The sequence below is a fragment of the Paenibacillus marinisediminis genome, from assembly GCF_054343325.1.
The window spans coordinates 86,485-107,653 of record NZ_JBTGUH010000004.1 but is presented as its reverse complement, the minus strand read 5'-3'; the positions used below and the strand labels follow the sequence as shown (position 1 = coordinate 107,653).

At 45.1% G+C, this 21,169-nt stretch carries 18 protein-coding genes and 1 riboswitch; of the genes, 14 read left to right on the top strand and 4 right to left on the bottom strand.

Features of this window, described 5'->3' with window-relative positions:
• Nucleotides 1–7: 7 nt before the first annotated feature.
• From ACXX53_RS11705 to ACXX53_RS11690, 4 genes are read left to right on the top strand one after another with little or no spacing between them, the layout of a single operon-like run.
• Nucleotides 8–1,369, top strand: coding sequence for an ethanolamine ammonia-lyase subunit EutB (locus ACXX53_RS11705; RefSeq protein WP_458568835.1), 1,362 nt, complete (start codon nt 8–10; stop codon nt 1,367–1,369).
• A 33-nt stretch (nt 1,370–1,402) separates the two neighbouring features.
• Nucleotides 1,403–2,290 (top strand): ethanolamine ammonia-lyase subunit EutC, encoded by an 888-nt coding sequence (gene eutC, locus ACXX53_RS11700; protein ID WP_458568834.1) that lies wholly within the window; start codon nt 1,403–1,405, stop codon nt 2,288–2,290.
• Between the two features lie 38 nt (nt 2,291–2,328).
• Nucleotides 2,329–2,466, top strand: coding sequence for a hypothetical protein (locus ACXX53_RS11695; RefSeq protein WP_458568833.1), 138 nt, complete (start codon nt 2,329–2,331; stop codon nt 2,464–2,466).
• A 24-nt stretch (nt 2,467–2,490) separates the two neighbouring features.
• A complete protein-coding gene (locus ACXX53_RS11690; RefSeq protein WP_458568832.1) occupies nt 2,491–4,020 on the top strand; it encodes an amino acid permease in 1,530 nt (509 codons plus the stop codon).
• A gap of 123 nt (nt 4,021–4,143) precedes the next feature.
• On the opposite strand, the gene ACXX53_RS11685 is transcribed toward ACXX53_RS11690, so the two are convergent.
• Nucleotides 4,144–4,443, bottom strand: coding sequence for a DUF4870 domain-containing protein (locus tag ACXX53_RS11685; RefSeq protein WP_458568831.1), 300 nt, complete (start codon nt 4,441–4,443; stop codon nt 4,144–4,146).
• A gap of 253 nt (nt 4,444–4,696) precedes the next feature.
• Between ACXX53_RS11685 and murC the strand changes: the two genes are divergently transcribed.
• The 3 genes from murC to ACXX53_RS11670 all read left to right on the top strand — a co-directional run bounded on the left by murC (nt 4,697) and on the right by ACXX53_RS11670 (nt 7,571).
• Nucleotides 4,697–5,989 (top strand): UDP-N-acetylmuramate--L-alanine ligase, encoded by a 1,293-nt coding sequence (gene murC / locus ACXX53_RS11680; protein WP_458568830.1) that lies wholly within the window; start codon nt 4,697–4,699, stop codon nt 5,987–5,989.
• 388 nt (nt 5,990–6,377) lie between these two features.
• Nucleotides 6,378–7,058, top strand: a complete 681-nt coding sequence (locus ACXX53_RS11675; protein ID WP_458568829.1) for a DUF1266 domain-containing protein — start codon at nt 6,378–6,380, stop codon at nt 7,056–7,058.
• A gap of 246 nt (nt 7,059–7,304) precedes the next feature.
• Nucleotides 7,305–7,571 (top strand): translation initiation factor 2, encoded by a 267-nt coding sequence (locus ACXX53_RS11670; protein ID WP_458568828.1) that lies wholly within the window; start codon nt 7,305–7,307, stop codon nt 7,569–7,571.
• Between the two features lie 166 nt (nt 7,572–7,737).
• Here the strand turns inward: ACXX53_RS11670 and ACXX53_RS11665 are convergent, their stop codons facing one another.
• Nucleotides 7,738–8,601, bottom strand: coding sequence for a helix-turn-helix domain-containing protein (locus ACXX53_RS11665; RefSeq protein WP_458568827.1), 864 nt, complete (start codon nt 8,599–8,601; stop codon nt 7,738–7,740).
• A 362-nt stretch (nt 8,602–8,963) separates the two neighbouring features.
• Between ACXX53_RS11665 and ACXX53_RS11660 the strand changes: the two genes are divergently transcribed.
• The 3 genes from ACXX53_RS11660 (at nt 8,964) to ACXX53_RS11650 (ending at nt 14,595) form a co-directional block, all read left to right on the top strand.
• On the top strand, nt 8,964–11,204 hold the full coding sequence (locus ACXX53_RS11660; RefSeq protein WP_458568826.1) for a bifunctional diguanylate cyclase/phosphodiesterase: 2,241 nt from the start codon (nt 8,964–8,966) through the stop codon (nt 11,202–11,204).
• Nucleotides 11,201–11,285: riboswitch (cyclic di-GMP riboswitch) on the top strand. (Overlaps the previous gene by 4 nt.)
• Nucleotides 11,286–11,432: 147 nt before the next feature.
• Nucleotides 11,433–12,077, top strand: coding sequence for a glycoside hydrolase family 73 protein (locus ACXX53_RS11655; RefSeq protein ID WP_458568825.1), 645 nt, complete (start codon nt 11,433–11,435; stop codon nt 12,075–12,077).
• A gap of 178 nt (nt 12,078–12,255) precedes the next feature.
• Nucleotides 12,256–14,595, top strand: coding sequence for an ABC transporter ATP-binding protein/permease (locus tag ACXX53_RS11650; RefSeq protein ID WP_458568824.1), 2,340 nt, complete (start codon nt 12,256–12,258; stop codon nt 14,593–14,595).
• Between the two features lie 61 nt (nt 14,596–14,656).
• On the opposite strand, the gene ACXX53_RS11645 is transcribed toward ACXX53_RS11650, so the two are convergent.
• A complete protein-coding gene (locus ACXX53_RS11645; RefSeq protein WP_458568823.1) occupies nt 14,657–16,723 on the bottom strand; it encodes a serine hydrolase domain-containing protein in 2,067 nt (688 codons plus the stop codon).
• A 185-nt stretch (nt 16,724–16,908) separates the two neighbouring features.
• Nucleotides 16,909–17,853 (bottom strand): hypothetical protein, encoded by a 945-nt coding sequence (locus ACXX53_RS11640; protein WP_458568822.1) that lies wholly within the window; start codon nt 17,851–17,853, stop codon nt 16,909–16,911.
• A 237-nt stretch (nt 17,854–18,090) separates the two neighbouring features.
• Here ACXX53_RS11640 and ACXX53_RS11635 point away from each other — a divergent pair, with 237 nt between their 5' ends.
• The 4 genes from ACXX53_RS11635 to ACXX53_RS11620 all read left to right on the top strand — a co-directional run bounded on the left by ACXX53_RS11635 (nt 18,091) and on the right by ACXX53_RS11620 (nt 21,080).
• Nucleotides 18,091–18,495, top strand: a complete 405-nt coding sequence (locus ACXX53_RS11635) for a VOC family protein (RefSeq protein WP_458568821.1) — start codon at nt 18,091–18,093, stop codon at nt 18,493–18,495.
• A gap of 265 nt (nt 18,496–18,760) precedes the next feature.
• Entirely contained in the window at nt 18,761–19,468 is a 708-nt protein-coding gene (locus ACXX53_RS11630; protein WP_458568820.1) for a response regulator transcription factor, read from the top strand.
• Nucleotides 19,465–20,868, top strand: a complete 1,404-nt coding sequence (locus ACXX53_RS11625) for a sensor histidine kinase (protein WP_458568819.1) — start codon at nt 19,465–19,467, stop codon at nt 20,866–20,868. The genes ACXX53_RS11630 and ACXX53_RS11625 overlap by 4 nt, the downstream gene beginning before the upstream one ends.
• Entirely contained in the window at nt 20,868–21,080 is a 213-nt protein-coding gene (locus ACXX53_RS11620; RefSeq protein ID WP_458568818.1) for a hypothetical protein, read from the top strand. The genes ACXX53_RS11625 and ACXX53_RS11620 overlap by 1 nt, the downstream gene beginning before the upstream one ends.
• The last annotated feature ends 89 nt before the right edge of the window (nt 21,081–21,169 follow it).

Genomic DNA, 21,169 nt, shown 5'->3' with positions numbered 1-21,169 from the left:
GTTGCCGTTGAAGACCAGAATTACGCTGCTGGGTAAATCCTATCAATTTCGAAGCTTGAAAGAGATTATGGCGAAGGCGAACGAGGAGAGGTCCGGCGACCAGCTCGCGGGCATTGCGGCTCAGGACGCCAGTGAGCGAATGGCGGCGAAGGCGGTGCTGGCTGATGCTACGCTCGCAGATATTCGCAATGAGCCGCTGCTTCCTCCGGAGCAGGATGAGGTGTCGCGAATCATCGAGGAGCAGGTCAATGAGAAGATCTATTCGGAGATTCGAAATTGGTCTGTCGCCGAGCTGCGCGAGCATCTGCTGCTTCCCAGCACCGGCATGGCGGACATTATTCGCTTAAGCCGCGGCCTTACGAGCGAGATGATTGCCGCAGTTGCGAAGCTGATGAGCAATCTGGATCTGATGCAGGCCGCCGCCAAGATCGAAGTGCTGACGCATTGCAATTACACGATCGGTCAGAAAGGCGTGCTCTCAGGTCGAGCGCAGCCCAATCATCCGACCGATGATCTGAACGGGATTAAAGCCGCGCTGTTCGAAGCGCTCAGTTACGGCATCGGGGATGCGGTTATCGGAATCAATCCCGTCATCGATACGACGGACAGCGTGCGTGAAGTGATGAAGATGACGAAGGAAGTTATGAATAAGTGGGACATTCCGACACAGAACTGTGTATTAGCGCATGTCACGACGCAGATGCGGGCGATTCGGCAGGGCGCGCCTGCAGATCTCATCTTTCAGAGCTTAGCGGGTACGGAAGCGGGCAATCAGGCGTTTGGCATACATGCTGGCTTGCTTGATGAAGCCGATGACTTGATTCGAAGAGAAGGTACTGCCGCTGGACCTAATCTGTGGTATTTCGAGACGGGGCAGGGTTCGGAATTGTCTGCCGAAGCGCATAGCGGGATCGATCAGGTGACGCTTGAATCCAGGTGCTACGGGCTTGCGCGGCGATATAAGCCATTTCTCGTCAACACGGTTGTCGGGTTTATCGGTCCGGAGTATCTCTACGATAACAAGCAGGTTGTGCGCGCAGGACTTGAGGATCATTTTATGGGGAAAATGCATCTGCTTCCGATGGGGGTGGACGTGTGCTATACGAATCATATGAAGGCGGATCAGAATGACATGGACAATCTGGCTGTGTTGTTAGCCGCAGCTGGCGTGAATTATTTGATCGGTGTGGCGATGGCGGATGATTGCATGCTGAATTATCAATCCACAAGCTTTCATGATATTGCAACGGTGCGGGAGTTGTTAGGGTTGCGCCCTGCGCCGGACTTTGAGCGATGGCTTGTGGAGCGCGGGCTTATGCAGAATGGCAAGCTTACCGCGCTGGCAGGCGATCCAACGATGTTCATGTAGCTTGCTAGCGCGAGAGGAAGGGGGAAGGTGTCCATGAAAGAACCGATTGCACTGGATTGGCTAGTGGATCAGGTCATGAAGGTGCTCGATGATTATAAGGACCAGCGAACAGGGGAGCAGGTTGAATGGGAAGCAATGCCGATCGCGAGGGAGTCTAACGGTTATGAGCTAACCGAGATAGAGCAGTCTCTGTCAGCGGTATCGAACATCCCTTCACCCAAATGGGAGGAAGGGATACATGAACTGCTTGCCAGCACACCCGCGCGTATCGGGGTATGGCGTGCTGGAACGCGTCCGCTGACGTCGACGATGCTGGCGCTTCGCAATGCGCATGCGGCGGCGATTGATGCCGTATACAGCGAGGTATCGCCTGATTTCCTCAAGCGGATGAATCTGTTCTCGGTGGAAACGCATTACGAGAATATCGAGACTTTTCTGCGCCGTCCCGATAAGGGACGCAGGCTTACGGATGAAGGCGTCGCGCTGCTGCGAGCAACATGCGTTCCGCGACCGCAGGTGCAAATCGTCGTGGCGGACGGACTTAGCGCAAACGCAATTGAGAGCAATCTAGCGGATGTGATGCCTGCGCTGCTGAACTCGCTGAAGGTATATGGACTGACGTGCGGTACCCCGTTCTTCGTGAAGGGTGGCCGTGTCGGCTGTATGGATCATATTGGCGAGATTCTCCAGCCGGAGGTTCTAGTATTGCTTATCGGAGAGCGTCCTGGGCTCGTATCTTCCGAATCGATGAGCGCCTATATGTGCTATCGTCCGCATGCTGGGACGGTTGAAGCAGACCGTACGGTCATTTCTAATATTCATCGAGGCGGCACTCCGCCTATTGAAGCAGGCGCGCATATGGGCACGGTGCTGCACAAGATGCTCGAACAGCGCGCAAGCGGCGTGAAGCTGGTGATGTAGCATCCTGGTTCAGAGCTTATCGGACGGGAGGTGAGAGAATGAACTTATTTCTCGGCATATTGCTGGTCGCGTTTACGTGCGTCGTCGCTCTGGTTATCGTAGGGATAGCCAACAGCAACATACGCAAATACGATGAGAACAAGCATGAGAACTTCTTGTCAGACACTCAGAGTTGACCTTAAGAAAAAGGAGAGGTTCCTATGAGCCAAGTGTCAGAACAGCAGCGGCTTGCGGACAAGAAGGACCTGAATCGCTTTGGATATGCCCAGGAGCTGCTGCGCAGCATGGGCGGTTTCTCCAACTTTGCGATATCTTTCTCTATTATTTCGATACTGACAGGTGCAGTATCGCTGTACGGACACGGGCTGCTCTACGGCGGACCGGGTATGATGGGCTTTGGCTGGCCGCTCGTCGCCTTGTTCGTGATGCTCATTGCGGCATCTATGGCAGAGCTGGCATCCGCTATTCCAACAGCGGGCGCTCTGTATCACTGGGCATCTCTGCTCGGCAATAAGCGTTGGGGCTGGTACACGGCCTGGATTAACCTGATCGGTCAAATCGGTATCGTAGCTGGTATTGATTACTCTGTATCTTTATTTGCCGATCCCCTGCTGGCTTCGGTATTCGGTTATACCTCAAATGATACATCAATTCTCATTGTGTTCGCGATAGTCCTGCTTAGTCACGGCATCCTCAACCATGTCGGCATTAAGCTAGTAGCTAAATTCAACGATTTTTCCGCCTGGTACCACATTATTATCGTCGGTGTGCTGGTCATCAGCTTGGCGTTCTTTACAAGCGATGGGCTGAAGCCGCTCGAATACATATTCCAAGTAGGGCAAACGTTCTCGGATAAGCCATACGCCTTCGCCTTTCTGATCGGATTGCTGCAAGCGCAATGGACATTTACGGGATACGATGCCTCGGCACACACGATTGAGGAAACGATTAATCCTCGAATTCGCGCGCCATGGGGAATCTTCACCTCAGTAGCTTACTCCTTCGTATTCGGCTTCGTTATGCTCGTGTTTGTCACATTGTCCATTCAAGACGCACAAGCAGCGGCAAGTTCAAGCAATGCATTCATCTATGTAATTACGGCCGCACTTGGTGGAACATTCGGCAAGGTTGTTCTATGGCTGGTTACACTTGCGATGTGGTTCTGCGGCTTATCCTCGATCACTTCCTTCTCTAGAATGATGTATGCCTTCTCGCGTGATAAGGGAATGCCATACAGCAAGCACTGGGCGGAGGTGTCGCACAAATACCGTACTCCTGCGAAAGCAATCTGGCTTTCGGTCGTTCTGTCCTTTATCCTCGCCGCGATCGACTATATCATCAAGCTGTTTAATCCGGACAATACGGTGGGGACGATCGTATTTATGACGGCAATCAGTGTCGTTGGCTTGTACGTGGCGTACGGTATACCGCTGCTGCTGCGCTTAATTGCTCAAGCGAAGGGACGATTCAAGCCGAAGCATCTCGGTCCGTGGAATCTGGGCAAATACGGTCGCTTTATCAATGTGCTGTCGCTGATCTGGATCGTGTTCATCAGCATCATGATGATCATCCCGCCGAACCAGAATGCGGCCTATGCGCTGATCGTGATGATGATCGTGCTCGTCATTATGGATCTCGCCTATTACAACAAACACTTTGAAGGTCCGCAGGCTGCACTGAACAATTCGATGGCTGAAATATTGAAGCGGGAGAAAGATCTGGAAAGCTAGCAGGACCGAATTGAGGCTGTAAAATGAAAAAAAGAACAGTAGTTCAATGGGTTCTGCCCGCTGGACTACTGTTCTTTCGTTCTGCAAATGGACGGCTAGACGCTGTCACGAAGATAAACCCCATTATCGTTTCGCTTCTATCACCACTTTGACGCCCATGGCCACATTCCAGATGACCATCACGAGAATAACGAACATGAACAGCAAGGTAAGGGCTGCGCTTGCCATGAATTGTCCATAGAAGAACGACATTAGGACGATAAAGGTTAGTCCATACGGCAGAATGTGGGATAGAAATGCTCGGCCGGAGTGTCGTTTTACATAAGGATCATTTGAAACAATCCAGATGACTAGAGGAATGATTATCCCCCCAAAGAAAATACTAAAGTAGCTTAACGCAGCTAAAATATATCTTGTTTCCACGCTGCCAACCTCCGTTTTACATTTTATAGACAAATACAATTCATGTAATTCCTATCCATTCATTACCCTCCATACATATCTTCAATTAACCATACTCAAATTATTATGACAATATATTCCATCTGTAGTCTTGTTCATCTCAAATGGCATAAGATTGGAAACAACGGAGTTAATCTGTATAATGGCTTCATAAACAGGAGCATATTGGGTTGATCCTAATATACTATCCTGATTACTTCATCTGGAGGTTACTATGGGGCATTATCATTTTATCGGCATTAAAGGCAGTGGAATGAGTGCTTTAGCACAAATCCTCTCTGACATGGGAAATACGGTGCAGGGAGAGGACATTGACTCCGATCTGTTTACACAAATACCACTTGAAGCACGAAATATTGCGATATATCCGTTTGGAAATGCACCATTGTTGCAGGATATGCAAGTTATTGCCTCAAACGCATTTGACGAAAATCATCCATCTATCGTTAAGTGCAAGCAATTAGGCATTCCTGTTCATCGTTATCACCATTTTCTAGGGAATTGGATGAAGGGATATACAAGCATCGCGATCACAGGAGCGCATGGCAAGACGACAACAACTGGAATGATGGTTCATGCGCTGAAAGCGATCGAGCCGGCATGCGGTTTAATCGGGGACGGAACGGGAACAGGATACCCGGACGCTCGATTGTTTGTGTTTGAAAGCTGCGAATATAGACGTCATTTTCTAGCGTATGAGCCTGATATCGCTGTAATCATGAATATTGACTTTGATCACCCTGATTATTTTAGTGATGTAGATGATGTAAGACATGCATTTGAAGAAATGGCCTCGCAAGTAGGCAAACAAATCGTAGCATGCGGAGACGATCCACAAATCCGATTATTGCAAACGAATACAGATATACTGCACTACGGCTTTGGCTTGAACAATGAGCTTAGAGCTTCAAATATAACTGTGGATCGTACGGGTTCCAGCTTTGATGTGACTTATAAGAATGAGAATATTGCTCGATTTACGATTCCTGCATACGGCAAACATAACGTGTTAAATGCTCTAGCTGTCATTGGTGTGGCACTCGTACTAGATGTGGATCTGGAAGCAATCAGGACGCAGATGACTACATTTTCAGGAGTAAAGCGCAGATTTACCGAAAAGGCATGGGGCACCAACATCGTGATCGATGACTACGCCCACCATCCGACAGAGATTCGCGCCACCATTGAAGCGGTGAGGAGCAAATACCCTGATAAGAAGGTAGCCGCTATCTTCCAGCCACATACATTTAGCAGATTAGAGAAGCTGCTCGATGACTTTGCACTATCCTTGCAGGGAGCCGATAATGTATGGCTATGTGAGATATTTGGTTCGGCTAGAGAAGGTCATGGAAATGTATCGCTTGACGATCTTAGATCGAGAATCCCGAATTCCCGACTCGTATCTGACGATATTAGATCTGACTTGTCTGTATACAACGATTCTGTTCTCGTGTTCATGGGAGCCGGGGACATTCAAAAATATGAAGCCATGCTGCTCGAAGCATGATGCATAAAGGCTGTCCCTGAGTCATTCGTATGGCTTCTGGGGCAGCTGTTTTATTTTAACCTTTGATCTTACAACTTCAATTACTCTGTATAGTTTAATCTCTTCATGCCTCGTATCTATGATCGGCTTTAACCCATCTGAAAAGGGGACGTTATCTCCGACTTCCTTATACACCAGAAAACACAGCATTTATGGACTACTTTTGGACTTTATCTAATATGTTCATATGTATATAATTTAAATTTGTAATGCAGTATTTGATCCTATTTTGTCATAGATTGTAAAATAAAGGCATGGAGAGGAATGAGATGGTTTGAAGACTTTTTTAATTATTGCATGTGTTGTAATTTTACTTATCGCGGGTTTGGTTATATCGAGCAAGCGATTTATGAAAAAGAATAAAGAACAGCGAGCAGAAATGGAGAAGGCTTACACTTTACCGAAGGAGAAACAGCATTTGCTTGCCTACGGTGCTATTATCGCTCTTTACCGACTTGAGTCGCCACGGATCCTGCAGGTGAAGGAAAATCATGAAATTTTGAAGGATGGCCTTTCTGCTGCCTGGGAGGTTAGCAATACAGAGGAGGCTGTACAAACCCTGGAATGGCTGCTTACGGAAGGGCATCGTGCAAAGTTTGATCAGCTTCTTTTGGCGCTGAAAGCTGGCCAGTCTTTTACAGTGGAGGAAGTGGGGAAATCGCAGGAATGCTATGAATCAGCCCAAGAAGGGATGATGAAGAGGTTTTCCTTTACGAAATCCGATTTTGATCAGGTGAACACCATCGCTGCCTGGGATTTTGACCGAGCTGTAAATATTGCAAGATGGAGCTACATAGTTGGTTATATAACCGAAGAACAGGCATGGGGCTATATAGAGAGAGCTGCTGACGCCGCCAGCCCTATCTTCCAATCCTGGAATGACTATTTTATTTCATTTGCATTTGGCCGAGCCATTGCTTACGAGGGTAAAATTAACGATATTATTTTTAAAGCAGAAGAATTGCTGAAAGAAGAGGACTCGATCTGGAATGAATTTAGCTTTAAGCGATCTGCAACAGTGAGCCGATAATTTAGCATTGGACAAGGTCTGACATTGATTTTATAAAATAAAAGAAACCCACGCATTTTGAAAAAGATTGATCAAAATGCGTGGGTTTTGTTTTAGTGTGAAAAGTGTTTTAATCCAGTTTGTTTTTTGTTTTAAACTTGATCATCAACTAAATTATTTCATAAACACCATAACCTTTATTAAAAAAATACATATGATGCAGTTAAGGCAAATCACTTTTTTCTTTGATTGTAAGGAGGATATGAAATGATTAGGAATGAAAAAAATTCAAAACAATCCTCTGACTCACAAGATATTCAGATCGCAAGACTTGCGTTTATTGGGGCCTCTATCACTACATTAGGAGACGGTATAACTGCAATTGCTGCTGGTCTTGCACTAGAAGCTTTAGAAAAAAAAAGTAATCAAGGTTCTAAAAATCTTGATGAACAATCAAAACAGTCAGACACCATGCAAAAGCAGATAGACTATATAATCAATGAGTTAAAACAAATCAAAAGGATGATGAAATAATTATGTTTCCCTAAGCTACATCAAGAGAAAAAAATCTATTCTTATATAAGGAGAAGAGAGTACCCATACTAGGATGACAACAAAGTGCCCATAATGATTATTGGCACGGTTGCTTCATTTGCTACTCATAAGAGCTTACTGTTGCAGAGAGTATATCCTCTAGTTGTCAAATTGAAGAGGGAATTTTACTAGTTTGCAGGTAGGGTAGACTTCGATTGTTAATATTGCCATAAAAGAAATTTGGACGTTTAACCATTTCTAAGCACAGGGCCAGAATGGCAATGAACGCAGGATTAGGGCGAAAATTGTAAACCTTCTGAACGATATCATCCAGTTCTATTTCTGATGTCGTGATGAGGGAGTAGTCTTTCAGGATCTCAAGAATTTCAGTCCCTCTTTCAACTGTTAAGCTAAGTTCTCTTTCAAGAAGTTTTGGAGTGAACGGTTTATTTTCCCGGCCGTACAATACATACAGCGACTTCAGGATATCTGAATCTGCTAGAAGCCTAAATAATTTAAGATATTCCTCTTGGTTTCCCAGTTCCTTTAACCATCCGCAATCAGGTTCAGGTATGATAACAAAATATTGCAAATCATTTCGTAATGACATTAAGGTAATACCATTATCAAAGAGCATCTGAGAAAAAATATGCCCTGTCTCTTTTTTAAGAATGGCATCAAGGGAGGTGTGAGGTTCCATTTGTGTATCACCTACGAATCCCCTTTCCATAGCCCAACACAAATGAAAAGCTTTTTGTATAGCAGTATCTTGTCCCTCGCTTGCCACTTGTTTGGCGAACTCATTTTCAACATTGGCATAATCATTTATTGTTCTGCCAAATAACCTATCAATGGATACTCCAAAATAGTTGGCGATTGAAGGTAATAATTCGATATCAGGGGAACCGCCGCCTTCCCATTTAGATACGGCTTGAGCCGTAACTCCAACTGCTTCTGCCAGAATTTCTTGTGTGATGCCGATCGATTTTCGTAAATCTCCAATATTCCGTCCGATATTAGTGGAAGTCATAATAACACTCCTCAATAAATCTATTATCAAAGACGCCTTATGGCTCAATACTATAGTAACCACTTGGTTTACTCAATAGAGGTGAATTTGCAAATAACAACTTACAGTTGAGGAGGCTTGTTAAAAACAACCGTTGTTTGAGTTTTAACAAAGTATAGTTCAAAGGAACCATCGATCCTCCCCTTCACATTTATTAACTTCACAAAATTGTACATTGTAACCGTCCATAGCCTCATGTAATATTTTAGACTAGAGAAAAATTTCACTTTATGAATAAATATTTGCAATTTATGCACTGTCATGCAGGAGAGAGATGCATCTAAAGTCATAAAGTGCATACACCTTACAGGATGGAAACTTGTATGAATCGAGCTAAAAAACATTTTCAAGGGCCTATCATATTCCTCATTGTCACTGCGATGATATTACTAGGCTATTATGCTTACAATGTTAGTCAAATTACCAGATCACTTAAGCAAGAAGCAGTAAGTACCCTTTCTGAGACCACCATACATGCTGCAAAGTCCATTCAAAACATCATCATTGGTGAAATGTATGCCTTGAACGAATTAGCGGATAGGTTATCGAAAAGAGGATACGGGAAAAAGGGTAACATTCGGAATAAATTGAATTACATCGCCCAAAAGAATAACTATACACATATTACGATCTATAATTCTGATGGAAAAAGCTTCACTTCCGATGATGCTCAGCTTAATGCAGTTGAAGAGATTGGGGCTCAGATCGCGCTTTATGGCGAGAGTTATATATCTACTCCATACTTGGATGAAGCATCGAATGAAGAGATGATAACGTTTACGAGCCCGATTGTGGTAAATGGTATCGTTCAAGCTGCTGTAGGTGCGAGCATATCTGTTCAGGACTTTTATGATGTTCTCAATGTCTCCTTGTTTGGTCAACAAGGATCTCTCTATATTGTAGATCAGAAAGGCCAGGTCATCCTTCAACCTCATGATCCTCAACATCATATAGCAACAGAGCATGTATTCGATCAAATCAGCACTTATTCTCACGATGAGGAACAACTTCAGGCATTTAAAGATAATGTGGCAAATGGTCAGGAAGGGATTAATACATTAGAGATCGATAGTAGTGATTATCTCATCGGTTATTATGCAATCGAGGATATCAATGACTGGTATGTGATGTCTATTATTTCCAAGGACAAGGTAATGGGTGATACGAAGTATGTGATTCGATTCAGCTACCTGTTATGCCTAATGACTCTAGTGTTCCTGATTGCTATCTTATTCTACATTCTCACAAGTAAAAGCAGGAATCAAAAGCAGATTGAAATGATCGCATATGTAGACAAATTGACTGGAATACCGAGTCTGTCTAAATTTCGATTGGATGCACAGCACCAGATTATGAAATATCCAGAACAGCGTTTCGCTATCGTAGAATTCAATGTTGATCGGTTTAAATATATTAATGAAATCTGCGGCTTCGAAGCGGGCGATCAGATCCTGATGTACATAGCAAAGACCATATCGGACAATCTCTTACCTACGGAAAAAGTAGGGAGGGGTAATGGTGCTCAATTTATTCTCCTTGCCACATACGAACATGAACATGAGTTAATGGATCGGATGAATAATCTGACTAAGCAGTTGAGTGATTATCACCGTGATTTTACAGCAAGATACCGACTAGTGATCAAGTGCGGCATCTACTCTATTATCGATCGTACGACTGACATCAACATCATGATTGATCGCGCTGAGATGGCCTGCAAGTGTATCAAAAGGGAAGATGAATGTACTTGTCTTTTCTTTAATGAAGAAATGCTGTATCAAGAGATTAAGGTACAAGAGCTTGTCAGCAGCATGCATGCCGCATTGAATAACGGTGAATTTGTTGTATACCTGCAGCCCAAGTACGATCTGAAACACGCCCGGATATATGGTGCGGAGGCATTGGTCAGATGGATACATCCAGTAAGGGGATTAATTCCTCCGGGTGATTTTATTCCTGTATTTGAACGCAATGGATTCATTGTCAACTTGGATTTAATGGTGTTCGAAGAGGTATGCCGACTGCTTAGAATGTGGATAGATAAGGGGATTAGGCCTCACCCGATCTCAGTCAATATTTCTCGTATGCATCTATTTCGAGAACACTTTGTGCTCCGTTTAGAGCAGATCATTAAGAAGTATGATGTTCCCGCTGAGTTCATTGAGTTGGAGTTGACGGAGTCTATCGTATTCGAGAATATCAAGTATCTATGCGATATCTTATCACAACTTAAGAAAGTAGGATTTTCTATCGCGATAGATGACTTTGGAACGGGATATTCCAGTCTGAATATACTCCAATCCATTCCTGCAGATGTCATCAAGCTGGATCGTGGATTTATGATGAGCGTTGCAGATGATGAGAGAGGCAAGATTGTAGTTACCAATATGATTAACTTGGCGACCGATCTTAATATGAAAGTAGTAGTAGAAGGCGTAGAAACCGAGGAGCAAACTCAATTTCTTCGCCATATTAATTGTGATTTGGCACAGGGCTATTACTTTGCCAAGCCGATGCCATGGAAAGAGTATGAAAGCTTGATGATGAGCAATGAACAAATCTGAATAATGGGTAAACCTGTCGAAAGGCAGGGACACAAAGCCATAGGGTCTAAAGCCATTGAGGTATGACAGCCGGTTGCATGCATCATCTATTATTAGCTGTGCATTCAACCTCGCTGTCATAAGATGACTAGCGATATTTTTGTTGGAATGGACAGGTATATGCGGCGTTCCTCTTCTGGAGATCATTAATAAACTAGTAGTACAACTCCAGAAGAAAGGAGAAATGATATGAAGCCTAATGAATTTATATCAAGAATCTCTGCTTATGCTGTAGCAGATATGCGTCGTACAGGCGTTCCAGCCTCTCTGACTATCGCTCAAGCGATATTAGAGAGCGCTTGGGGAGAGTCCGGGTTAACGAAGTCGGGCAATAATCTATTTGGCATCAAAGGCGCTGGCACTGCTGGAAGCGGCACTTATAGCACGAAGGAGCATGTGAATGGCAAATGGGTGACGATTGACGCTCAGTTCCGGCACTACCATAACTGGGGCGAAAGTATTGCTGACCATAGCAAGCTTATTCTTGCAGGAACTAGTGACAAGCCCAATCGCTATCACGGTGTGCTGGGCGCTGATTATAAGACGGCTGCATATGCGATTCGAGCTGGTGGTTATGCGACTGACCCGGAGTACCCGCAGCTGCTGATCCGTCTGATCGAGCAGTACAAGCTATACGAATTCGACGTGGGGGAGGACGACACATTGAACTTAACGGACAGTCAACGAAAACAGTTGGTGGACACGCTTGCTGCATTAATTCAGAAAGGTGTCATTTCCGATGCATCGTGGGTCGATAAAGCGGAGAAGGGAACGCTTACCGTATCGGAATTGACATGGTTGAATACCATTATCTTGTCTCGCAGCATCAAATAATCATCATTGATCATTGAAGCGAGCCGCGGGATCCTCCCTGCGGCTTTTTATCATGTGAGAAATACCAACAGCGTCATAATCATAGTGGATATGAGCATAATGAGAAAGACTACATGAGTTGAAATTTCCTTAAGCATGCATCAACCTATACATAGATAGAAAGGAGTGAACTCTTCACATGCTGAAGTTGAAACAGATTACGAAGAGCTACAAGACCGGAGATTTTACTCAAGTAGCCTTGAACAAGGTCAACCTTAACTTCAGAGAAAGCGAGTTTGTTGCGATCCTTGGACAGAGTGGATCTGGCAAAACCACGCTGTTGAATGTCATTGGCGGACTGGATCAGTATGACAGCGGCGAGCTGATCATCAATGGACAGTCAACTACACATTTTAAAGACAGTGATTGGGATGCTTATCGGAATAACAGCGTAGGCTTCATCTTCCAGAGTTATAATCTGATCTCGCATCTGAGCATCGTAGACAATGTTGAGATGGGAATGACGCTGAGTGGAGTCCCTTCATCTGAAAAGCGTCGCAAGGCGATAGAAGCGCTGGAGAAGGTCGGGTTGAAAGACCATATGCATAAGAAGCCGAATCAGCTGTCAGGGGGGCAGATGCAGCGTGTCGCGATCGCGCGCGCGCTGGCTAACAATCCGGACATTATTCTGGCGGATGAACCGACCGGTGCCTTGGATACCGAGACCAGTGAACAGATCATGGAACTGATCAAGTCGATCGCGGAAGACAAGCTGGTCATCATGGTTACGCATAATCCCGAGTTGGCGGAGCAATACGCGGATCGCGTGATCCGATTCTCCGACGGCCAGGTGGTTGCTGATACCAATGCACTTGCTGAACAGAAAGTAAGTCCAGACTATAAGCTGAAGAAGACAAGCATGAGTTTCTTTACAGCGCTCAAGCTTTCAGGTAAAAATATCGCCACAAAGAAGTGGAGAACCGGATTAACCGCCTTTGCAGCCAGTATCGGTATTATCGAGATCGCCTTGGTTCTCTCCTTATCAAACGGGTTCGACAAGCAGATCAACTCCTACGAAAAGAGCGCATTATCGAACTTTCCGCTTACGATTACGGAGTCCGTTATGAACATGGATGCTGCACAGGACCCTACATTAGGGGTTCCGGACCTAGAATCTTATCCGGAAGAGAAGAAGCTGTTTCCCTATGATCCGAGCGAGAATTCAATCATGCATACGAATGTACTGACAACGGAGTATATGAATTATTTAGGGAAGATTGATCCAGCGCTGCTTGACGGTGTATCTTATACGCGCAAGGTGAATATGAACTTGTTGAAGTCAGATGGGACTACGGCGACAACAGTTAATCAAGGGAATATTAACTTCTATGCTTACCCTAGAAAGCCAGGACAATCAGCAGGGAGCTACTTGGAGCAATACTACGATCTGCTGGAAGGAAGGCTCCCGACATCCAAGAATGATCTTGTCTTGGTCGTAGATGAATATAACCGCTTAAGTGAACCAGCGCTTGAGGCGCTTGGTATAGACTATAATACGGACAGCATTGACTTGGCTGATCTGGTCGGGCATGAGCTGAAGCTCGTGATGAACGACGATTACTATCAGAAAATGGATGGGCGGTTCACGGCAAATAGATCACCCTCGAGTTTGATGGAGCTGTACAACAGCGATAAGGCGATCACGCTAAACATCGTCGGTGTTATTCGTGCTCAGGAACAGTCCAAGATGGCTTCACTGCCTGCGGGCATCGCTTATTCTGATGAGCTTGCTACAGCTTTTATCGATAACGCGAAGAAATCAGAGATTGTTAAGGCGCAGCAGGAGTCTGAGGTTAACGTTATCACAGGCGAGTTGTTGGCGACGGCACAGGATGGAATGCCGCCAGCGCCAGAAGGAATGGCCTCTAACGCTCTAACGAAGGAACAGATGCTTGCCACATTAGGCGCAACGGAGATTCCCGCTTCGATCTCGCTCTATCCGATTGATTTTAGCGCGAAGGAATCGATTACGGCTTATCTGGATGCGTGGAATACAGGTAAGGATGAAAAAGACAGAGTGGTATATACAGATATGGCAGCCGTCGTAACGGAAATATCAAGCAGCATCATGGATGGGATTACGTTGGTGCTCATCGCATTCGCGGCGATATCGCTTGTGGTATCCCTTATCATGATCGGGATTATCACTTACATATCCGTGCTGGAAAGAACGAAGGAGATCGGGGTGCTCCGCGCCTTGGGTGCTAGGAAGAAGGATATTACGCGCGTATTTAATGCAGAGACCTTTATTATCGGCGCTTGCTCAGGAATACTCGGGATCTGCATCGCGTATCTGTTGACCTTCCCTGTCAATTCGGTGATGTATAAGATAACCGAGCTTACGAATGTTGCACAGCTTAACCCGGTCCATGCCGTCTTGCTGGTCGTGATTAGTGTCGTCCTGACGATGCTGGGCGGCTTCATCCCAGCGAAGATGGCGGCGAAGAAGGATCCGGTTGCGGCTTTGCGCAGTGAGTAATCAAATAAGCAACATTAAAAATGCCCCACAAGTCAACATCGACTTCATGGGGCATTGCTGTTTATTTTAACTTAATACCAAATTGCGATCCTGCTTCGCCAATAAAGGCAATTGTCGCATTTTCCGGCAGCACCACTTCATGTACACCGCTGACTACCGTGTAATTCACACACAACCCATTGGCATCATACACCGCAAAGGAGCCAGCCTTAGGCATGTCAACGATCATCTTCTTGCCCGCTGCCTTCTCCGGAACAGTGTACCATTTCGTATGTCCATTTGCTTGAATCGTCGTCTTGGATTGCGGTCCTGTATAGAGCGGCTTTACAGCTTCTTGACCAACTAAAAGACTGCCGCCAGCTTGCATATATTCCACACCGTTTTCGGTGTAGAAACGAAAATCATTTGTATCTCTACCCGCCATTACTGGGATTTGAAGCACACTGATGGCTTCATTAGCACCTGTAATCTTGTTCGTCATCAGGTACCCCGGCATATCTTTGAAGGTTGCTACACCGCTGACTGGCGGCACCATCAAGTAGACTTGCGACGTATACTTTTCATTGACGAGGTAGTACATCTTGCCCTCACGCGCTGCCCATGCGGCAGCTGTTTCCTCAGACAATTCATTAGCCTCCAGCTTCTCTGCTTGATACTCGGATAAAGCCGTTTGCCCAAGACCTGGTATTGTCTGATAGCCTCTTACCCATAAGTAAGTGCGTCCGTTATCTTCTGTTACAAAGCTAACCTTTATGCTGCCGTCCGCATTGACGAAGGAACCGTCCTTTGTATACGCGAATGTTTGTGCAGGGAGATCAGGCATCATTACGGTACTAATGGATAACTCTCCATCCTTGCTGATATCCAGCTTCAACAATTGACCTAACGCCCCATAGATACCTGCATGCTTAGCTACATCCTGCGGCATGTCTGCTTTCACAGGAACACCAAATGATTTGGCAGGCTTCAATTCCTTAACGATTCCTTTTTCCTGCAGTGCACTTAACAGTATCTCATTCGCCATCATCTGATTCAACATGCTGGCACCGCCAGAGGATACGACCGCGACAGCAAGCTTTTGATCAGGCAGCACGACCAGTGAAGCGTGGGAGAGAAGCGTGTCCCCGCCTTTAGTAAGCGCCTTAATTCCATAATCATTAAATGGGAACAAGTTGACGCTGTCCCAACCTAATCCGTATGCAATCGTCGAATCGGCCTCTTCTGGCCACATTCCATTTGCATATTCGGGCTTACTCATCGCGGCTGCGGACTTCTCTGAAATGATTCCGTTAGCGTTCCCCGTAAAGATCTGTGCAAAGCGAGCCAGATCTTCCGCAGTTGAGATAATACCACCGGCTCCGATGACGTTAATCGAATCCTTAGGCAGCTGTTGTTGAGTTGCAGGATTGTATAGACCAGCCAGTTGGTCATCCTTCACATTATCGAGCGGAGTCTTCGTATTCTTCATACCGAGCGGCTCTGTAATATATTGATGAATGAAGCTCGTAAAGTCCATTCCGCTAACTCTCTCTACTAGAATTTCCGCTAATGTGAAGCCATCGTTGCTATAAACCGAGAATGCTCCTGGATCAGCTTTAAGCTTCTGTGTAGATAGCTGCTTGAGCAGATTATCATGTGCGTATGTATCATTATCATCAAACAAAAAGGCATTGCTAAGAGTGGAGCCGCCAAAACCAGCAGAATGATTCAATAGCATGCGCGGTGTGATTTGTTTATAGCGTTCATCTTTCATGGTGAATTCAGGAATATAGGTGGTCACAGGCTTATCCAAATCTACTTTGCCTTCATCCACCAGCTTCATAACAGCCACTGTAGTAAACATTTTGCTCGTAGAGCCAATGTTATACATAGTATCTGCCGTCAGCGCCTTGTTGTCAGACACACGGTTGACACCGGAATGTCCGGATACAACGATCTTTCCATTATCAATAAGTGCATACTGCAAGCTGGTCGTACCATAAGTGCCTGTCAGCAGTTCAGCCTTCTGCGCCGCCGTTTGTTGTGTTGCCTCATAAGGGGTGCTGCTTTCAGCAGCAAAAGCTCCAACCGGGACAAGCATGGTCAGCACAAGAGCGACAACCAAGATCCAAGACAGTCTCTTCTTCATCTTTACCCTCCTAGTGATATATGGATTATGCCAATAATCAAGAAAAAAATCAGTGAGCTTGTTATGGAATGGACTCACTGATTGCTTCTCTTTCTTATAAGTATAGCACTTGTTTACCGATTTATGGCATCTTCTTCTCGACCTCATTGACGACATTGTGACCTGGATTAGTTGTACCTGTTCTGTTAAATTCGAGTAAGTCTAGTCAGCGAAAAATAACTGATCCCCATTAATTCCTCGAAAGCATCTTGAATCTGATACTTCTCTACGTCCCTGGTCAGTATATTCAGGATCCGATAGATACCATACAGATCGACAACCTTGAATATGATCTCACCCTGTTCTCCTGCCTCCAATATGGAATAGGATTTGCGATGATCCTCCTGAGACTCCATAAACTCGCCATTAGCATAAACATACAGTTTGATGTGCGGATCGCTTATTCGAGTATATGAAATGAAGCGCTGAATCGGGGTGAGTTCGTTGTCCGTAAAGTCCTCAGGTGTCGCAGAAGCTATTGCAATAATCTCACCTATCATCTGGAAAAGCTGTTCTTTTCTGTGTTCAACAGGTTCATCTCGCAGCTGCGGCAGCTTCAATAAGATGTTCTTTGCCACAGTATAGGGCTGCAATTCATCTTGGGGGCGATCAAGAGGGAGCAGTCCAAAGAGCCGACCCACAGGATAGGATAAGGCGGATTGAACAATCAGTTGTCCCAATTCCACCGGAGTCATCACTTGAACTGAACTGATTTCATTTTCCATACCTACTCGTTGAATCCATTCATATTCATCCTCAGACAATTCTTGATTAAGAAGAACAATCCAATTCTCCAACTGCACCTGATTGCGCGTAAAATAAGCTCTTAACCCTTTGACCTCAGCATCAAGTGTATTCTTAGCATCTATCCAATGTGTACTCGATTCAGAGCCGTAGGCTGAATACACGGTCTGGCTATAATGCTTATGAATTCCAAGGCCAACTATGGCATAATCTTGGATCTGACGTGTCCTGCGGTATTCCAAAGGATTGCTCCAACCAAGGACTGCATGTGCAAAACGCTCAAATTCAAGACCGCTCAACTCTTTAATCTTTGCCGTTATGGCAGGGATCGGAATAGGTGTGTACATGAATGCTCCTCCAGTCACTTTTTCCTTAGTGTGTTAAGCTTTAAGGTGGTTAGATGGATTATATCAATATTATCGACAAATGCCTGTGACTGGATTGAGTATTTTTGCGATTATAGATTATTAAAGTACACGGTGGCAGGTATAGATAATACATTTATGGGTTGTAGTATAATGTAAATAATTTCTTATCTATAAAAGTTGGGTTATATGAACACCTATACAGGGAGGCATACAGGGATGAGCATCCATAAGTCAGGTTCAGAGCGGCTAGAGACCAATATCGCGCCGTGGCTTTCAGTGAATAATGCAGCGAGTGCTGTTGATTACTACAAGGCAGCATTCGATGCGGTCGAGTTGTACCGCCTTGAGGACGATAACAGTAAGCTTGCTATCGCACAACTTTCTATCAATGGGGCGAATTTCTGGATACAAGAAGATCCTGACTGCGGACCTGAGGTGGTAGCTCGAGGTACGGTTCGAATGATTCTAACCGTTCATGATCCGGATTCAACATTTGAACAGGCTCTAGCCGCTGGAGCAACCGAAGTCGCACCTGTCAGCGAAGGACACGGATGGCGGATTGGACGCATCGCTGACCCGTTTGGGTATCATTGGGAGATCGGCAAACGGCTCAGTTTATGATCTTATCGACCTCGTGTGGATCTCATAGAATGGGCTGACAATGTCAAATAACGATTGAACTCCTGCAAGCTGCTTCGCCTGCAGGAGTTTTTGTATGGGTTGAATGGTTTCTCCATGGTTTCCACACATTCTTGTTCTACAATACCTATATACAAAACCTTTATGGGATATAGAGGAGTTAGTGAACGAGTCAACTAAATCTTGAATGGAAAAGTTATATCGATTACATTGAGGGAAGGATTCGCATATAAAGAAGGTGATTGCAGTGGCTAAAAATCAAGTGCTAGTGGTGGACGACGAATGGAATATGCGGAATCTGCTTCGCATTTATCTTATGAAAGAAGGATTTGAGGTCAGGGAGGCTTCGTCAGGTTATGAGGCTTTGTCGCTGATCAAGCAGCAACCGTTTGATCTTCTGATATTGGATGTTATGATGCCAGGTATGGATGGTTGGCAGCTATGTAAAACTATTCGAGAAACCGAAACCATGCCGATTCTCATGCTTACAGCTCGTTCGGAAACCAAGGACAAAGTTCATGGATTAGGAATTGGAGCCGATGATTACTTGACGAAGCCCTTTGAGCCTGAGGAATTGGTGGCGCGTGTCTATTCGCTATTACGGCGTTCGATGATCAGTCAAGCGCAAAAACTTCAAGAGACAATTCTAACCTTCCAGCACCTTAACATACATGCAGATGCACGGGAAGTTCGTATTTATGATGAATGCATTGACTTTACTCCGAAAGAGTTTGATTTGCTCCTCCATCTGGCACAAAATAATCATCGCACGTTTGAACGAGAAGAGTTGGTTGAGCGATTATGGGGGTATGATTACTCGGGAGATGCTCGTGTCGTAGATACCCACATTAAGAATATTCGGGAAAAAATGCAGCGTGCAGAACTGGGTTATGACCCCATTCAAACGGTTTGGGGAGTTGGCTATAAGTTTTTAGCGCAGGGAGGAGAAGGATGAGACGCAATAGGATCGGGATGAAATTAGGATCAATCATCGCAGCGATTTTTTTAATCGTCCTCCTTTTTCTTGGTGTAAGCCTCTATCAGATGTTTTCAAACTTTTATCACACCGAGATGCGAACGGAGGTTACAGAGATGACCTCTCATTTCATCACGATGGTGGAGACTACAGATGCCCCCTCAGAGGAAATGATCATGACGTTCGCCGATTTTTCTAATGTAAGTATATTTTATATCGATGCAGCAGGCGAGATCACCCATCATACAGGTGAGCACGACGCTGAAGATCGGTCGTTTATCCGACCAGAGGATCTACAACAGATCTTTTCAGGGACAACCATTAACTTAGAACACGAAGATCCATTAGGCAATCGCTATATGGTGATTGGCCAACCGATCTATCAAAATAATCAGATTTCTTCTGCTATTTATGTGATGGCATCGACGCAAAGTATGGATCAATCCCTTAATGCAGTGCGGAATTTGCTGTTTCTTTCTGGTGTAGGAGCATTCTTACTTGCAATTGGTATCACCTGGATCATGGCTTTGCTCTTTTCTCGACCACTCATTATGATGCAGCAGGCAACCAAGAAAATTGCGGTCGGAGAGTTAGAAACCCGACTCGACATCCATAGCAAAGATGAAATCGGTGATTTGGCTGAGGCGATCAATAATTTAGCAGCCGATCTGCAGCGGTATCGAGATACACGGCAAGAGTTCTTCGCGAATATCTCGCATGAGCTGCGAACGCCAATCACTTACCTGCAAGGTTACACCAAAGTTGTAAAGAACCATTTGTATACGACAGAAGAAGAGAAGGACCGCTACCTGGACATTATTTATCAAGAAGGTGTACGTATACAGCGCATGGTGGACGATCTATTTGAACTTGCTAAGATGGAAGAAGGAAGGATCAGTCTGTCCATGGAATGGGTGGACTTGCAAGATGTTGTCGCTCAGGCGGCGCAGACGATTTCACTGATTGCGAAAGATAAAGGATTAGAGCTGGTTGTTCATCCTTCAGTAACTATTCCGTTAATTCGCGGCGATGAAATACGTATGAAGCAAATTGTTCTCAATCTAATGGAGAATGCGGTCCGTTATACCGAAAAAGGTCATATTGATGTTCATCTTCGATGTACATCTGACACGCTCTCTCTTTCAATAGAGGATACAGGCGCTGGGATACCTGAGGATGAGCTGCCTTATATATTTGACCGATTCTATAGGGTGGAGAAGTCGAGATCACGGCAGACGGGCGGTACGGGGCTTGGTCTGTCGATCGTGAAGAGGTTGGTCGAGCTGCAAGGAGGCTCTATTCAAGTAAACAGCAAGAGGGATAGGGGCACTTGTTTTACGGTTCAATTCGTTCTCCCGACGATGCAGGAGGAATCATAATGAAGAAATCAGACTGGTTCATTGCCTTGTTCTTTATAACGATCGGGTTGATGTGTTTAACCGTTTCAGCTTCCTACTATCGAATTGATTCGCTTGCGAGCGGGTTCGGAATGATCAGATCAACGTGTACCTGGATGGCGATTATCGGTGTAGTCATCTATCTGATTTATCGATTTCTTCGATTTAAACAACGGAAAGGAAAGAAAGAGTGACTTCGCTGCGGAGTCGCTTTTCTTGTGTCTAAATAAAAGAAAGTTTCGATCTACACAGTTTCAACATACTTTTGAAGTAAGATAAGAGC

Bases quoted from the DNA above. Each gene is read 5' to 3' on its own strand.
- eutC (WP_458568834.1), top strand. From the start codon at position 1,403: ATGAAAGAACCGATTGCACTGGATTGGCTAGTGGATCAGGTCATGAAG.
- ACXX53_RS11695 (WP_458568833.1), top strand. From the start codon at position 2,329: ATGAACTTATTTCTCGGCATATTGCTGGTCGCGTTTACGTGCGTCGTC.
- ACXX53_RS11690 (WP_458568832.1), top strand. From the start codon at position 2,491: ATGAGCCAAGTGTCAGAACAGCAGCGGCTTGCGGACAAGAAGGACCTG.
- murC (WP_458568830.1), top strand. From the start codon at position 4,697: ATGGGGCATTATCATTTTATCGGCATTAAAGGCAGTGGAATGAGTGCT.
- ACXX53_RS11675 (WP_458568829.1), top strand. From the start codon at position 6,378: ATGAAAAAGAATAAAGAACAGCGAGCAGAAATGGAGAAGGCTTACACT.
- ACXX53_RS11670 (WP_458568828.1), top strand. From the start codon at position 7,305: ATGATTAGGAATGAAAAAAATTCAAAACAATCCTCTGACTCACAAGAT.
- ACXX53_RS11665 (WP_458568827.1), bottom strand. From the start codon at position 8,601: ATGACTTCCACTAATATCGGACGGAATATTGGAGATTTACGAAAATCG.
- ACXX53_RS11660 (WP_458568826.1), top strand. From the start codon at position 8,964: ATGAATCGAGCTAAAAAACATTTTCAAGGGCCTATCATATTCCTCATT.
- ACXX53_RS11655 (WP_458568825.1), top strand. From the start codon at position 11,433: ATGAAGCCTAATGAATTTATATCAAGAATCTCTGCTTATGCTGTAGCA.
- ACXX53_RS11650 (WP_458568824.1), top strand. From the start codon at position 12,256: ATGCTGAAGTTGAAACAGATTACGAAGAGCTACAAGACCGGAGATTTT.
- ACXX53_RS11645 (WP_458568823.1), bottom strand. From the start codon at position 16,723: ATGAAGAAGAGACTGTCTTGGATCTTGGTTGTCGCTCTTGTGCTGACC.
- ACXX53_RS11640 (WP_458568822.1), bottom strand. From the start codon at position 17,853: ATGTACACACCTATTCCGATCCCTGCCATAACGGCAAAGATTAAAGAG.
- ACXX53_RS11635 (WP_458568821.1), top strand. From the start codon at position 18,091: ATGAGCATCCATAAGTCAGGTTCAGAGCGGCTAGAGACCAATATCGCG.
- ACXX53_RS11625 (WP_458568819.1), top strand. From the start codon at position 19,465: ATGAGACGCAATAGGATCGGGATGAAATTAGGATCAATCATCGCAGCG.
- ACXX53_RS11620 (WP_458568818.1), top strand. From the start codon at position 20,868: ATGAAGAAATCAGACTGGTTCATTGCCTTGTTCTTTATAACGATCGGG.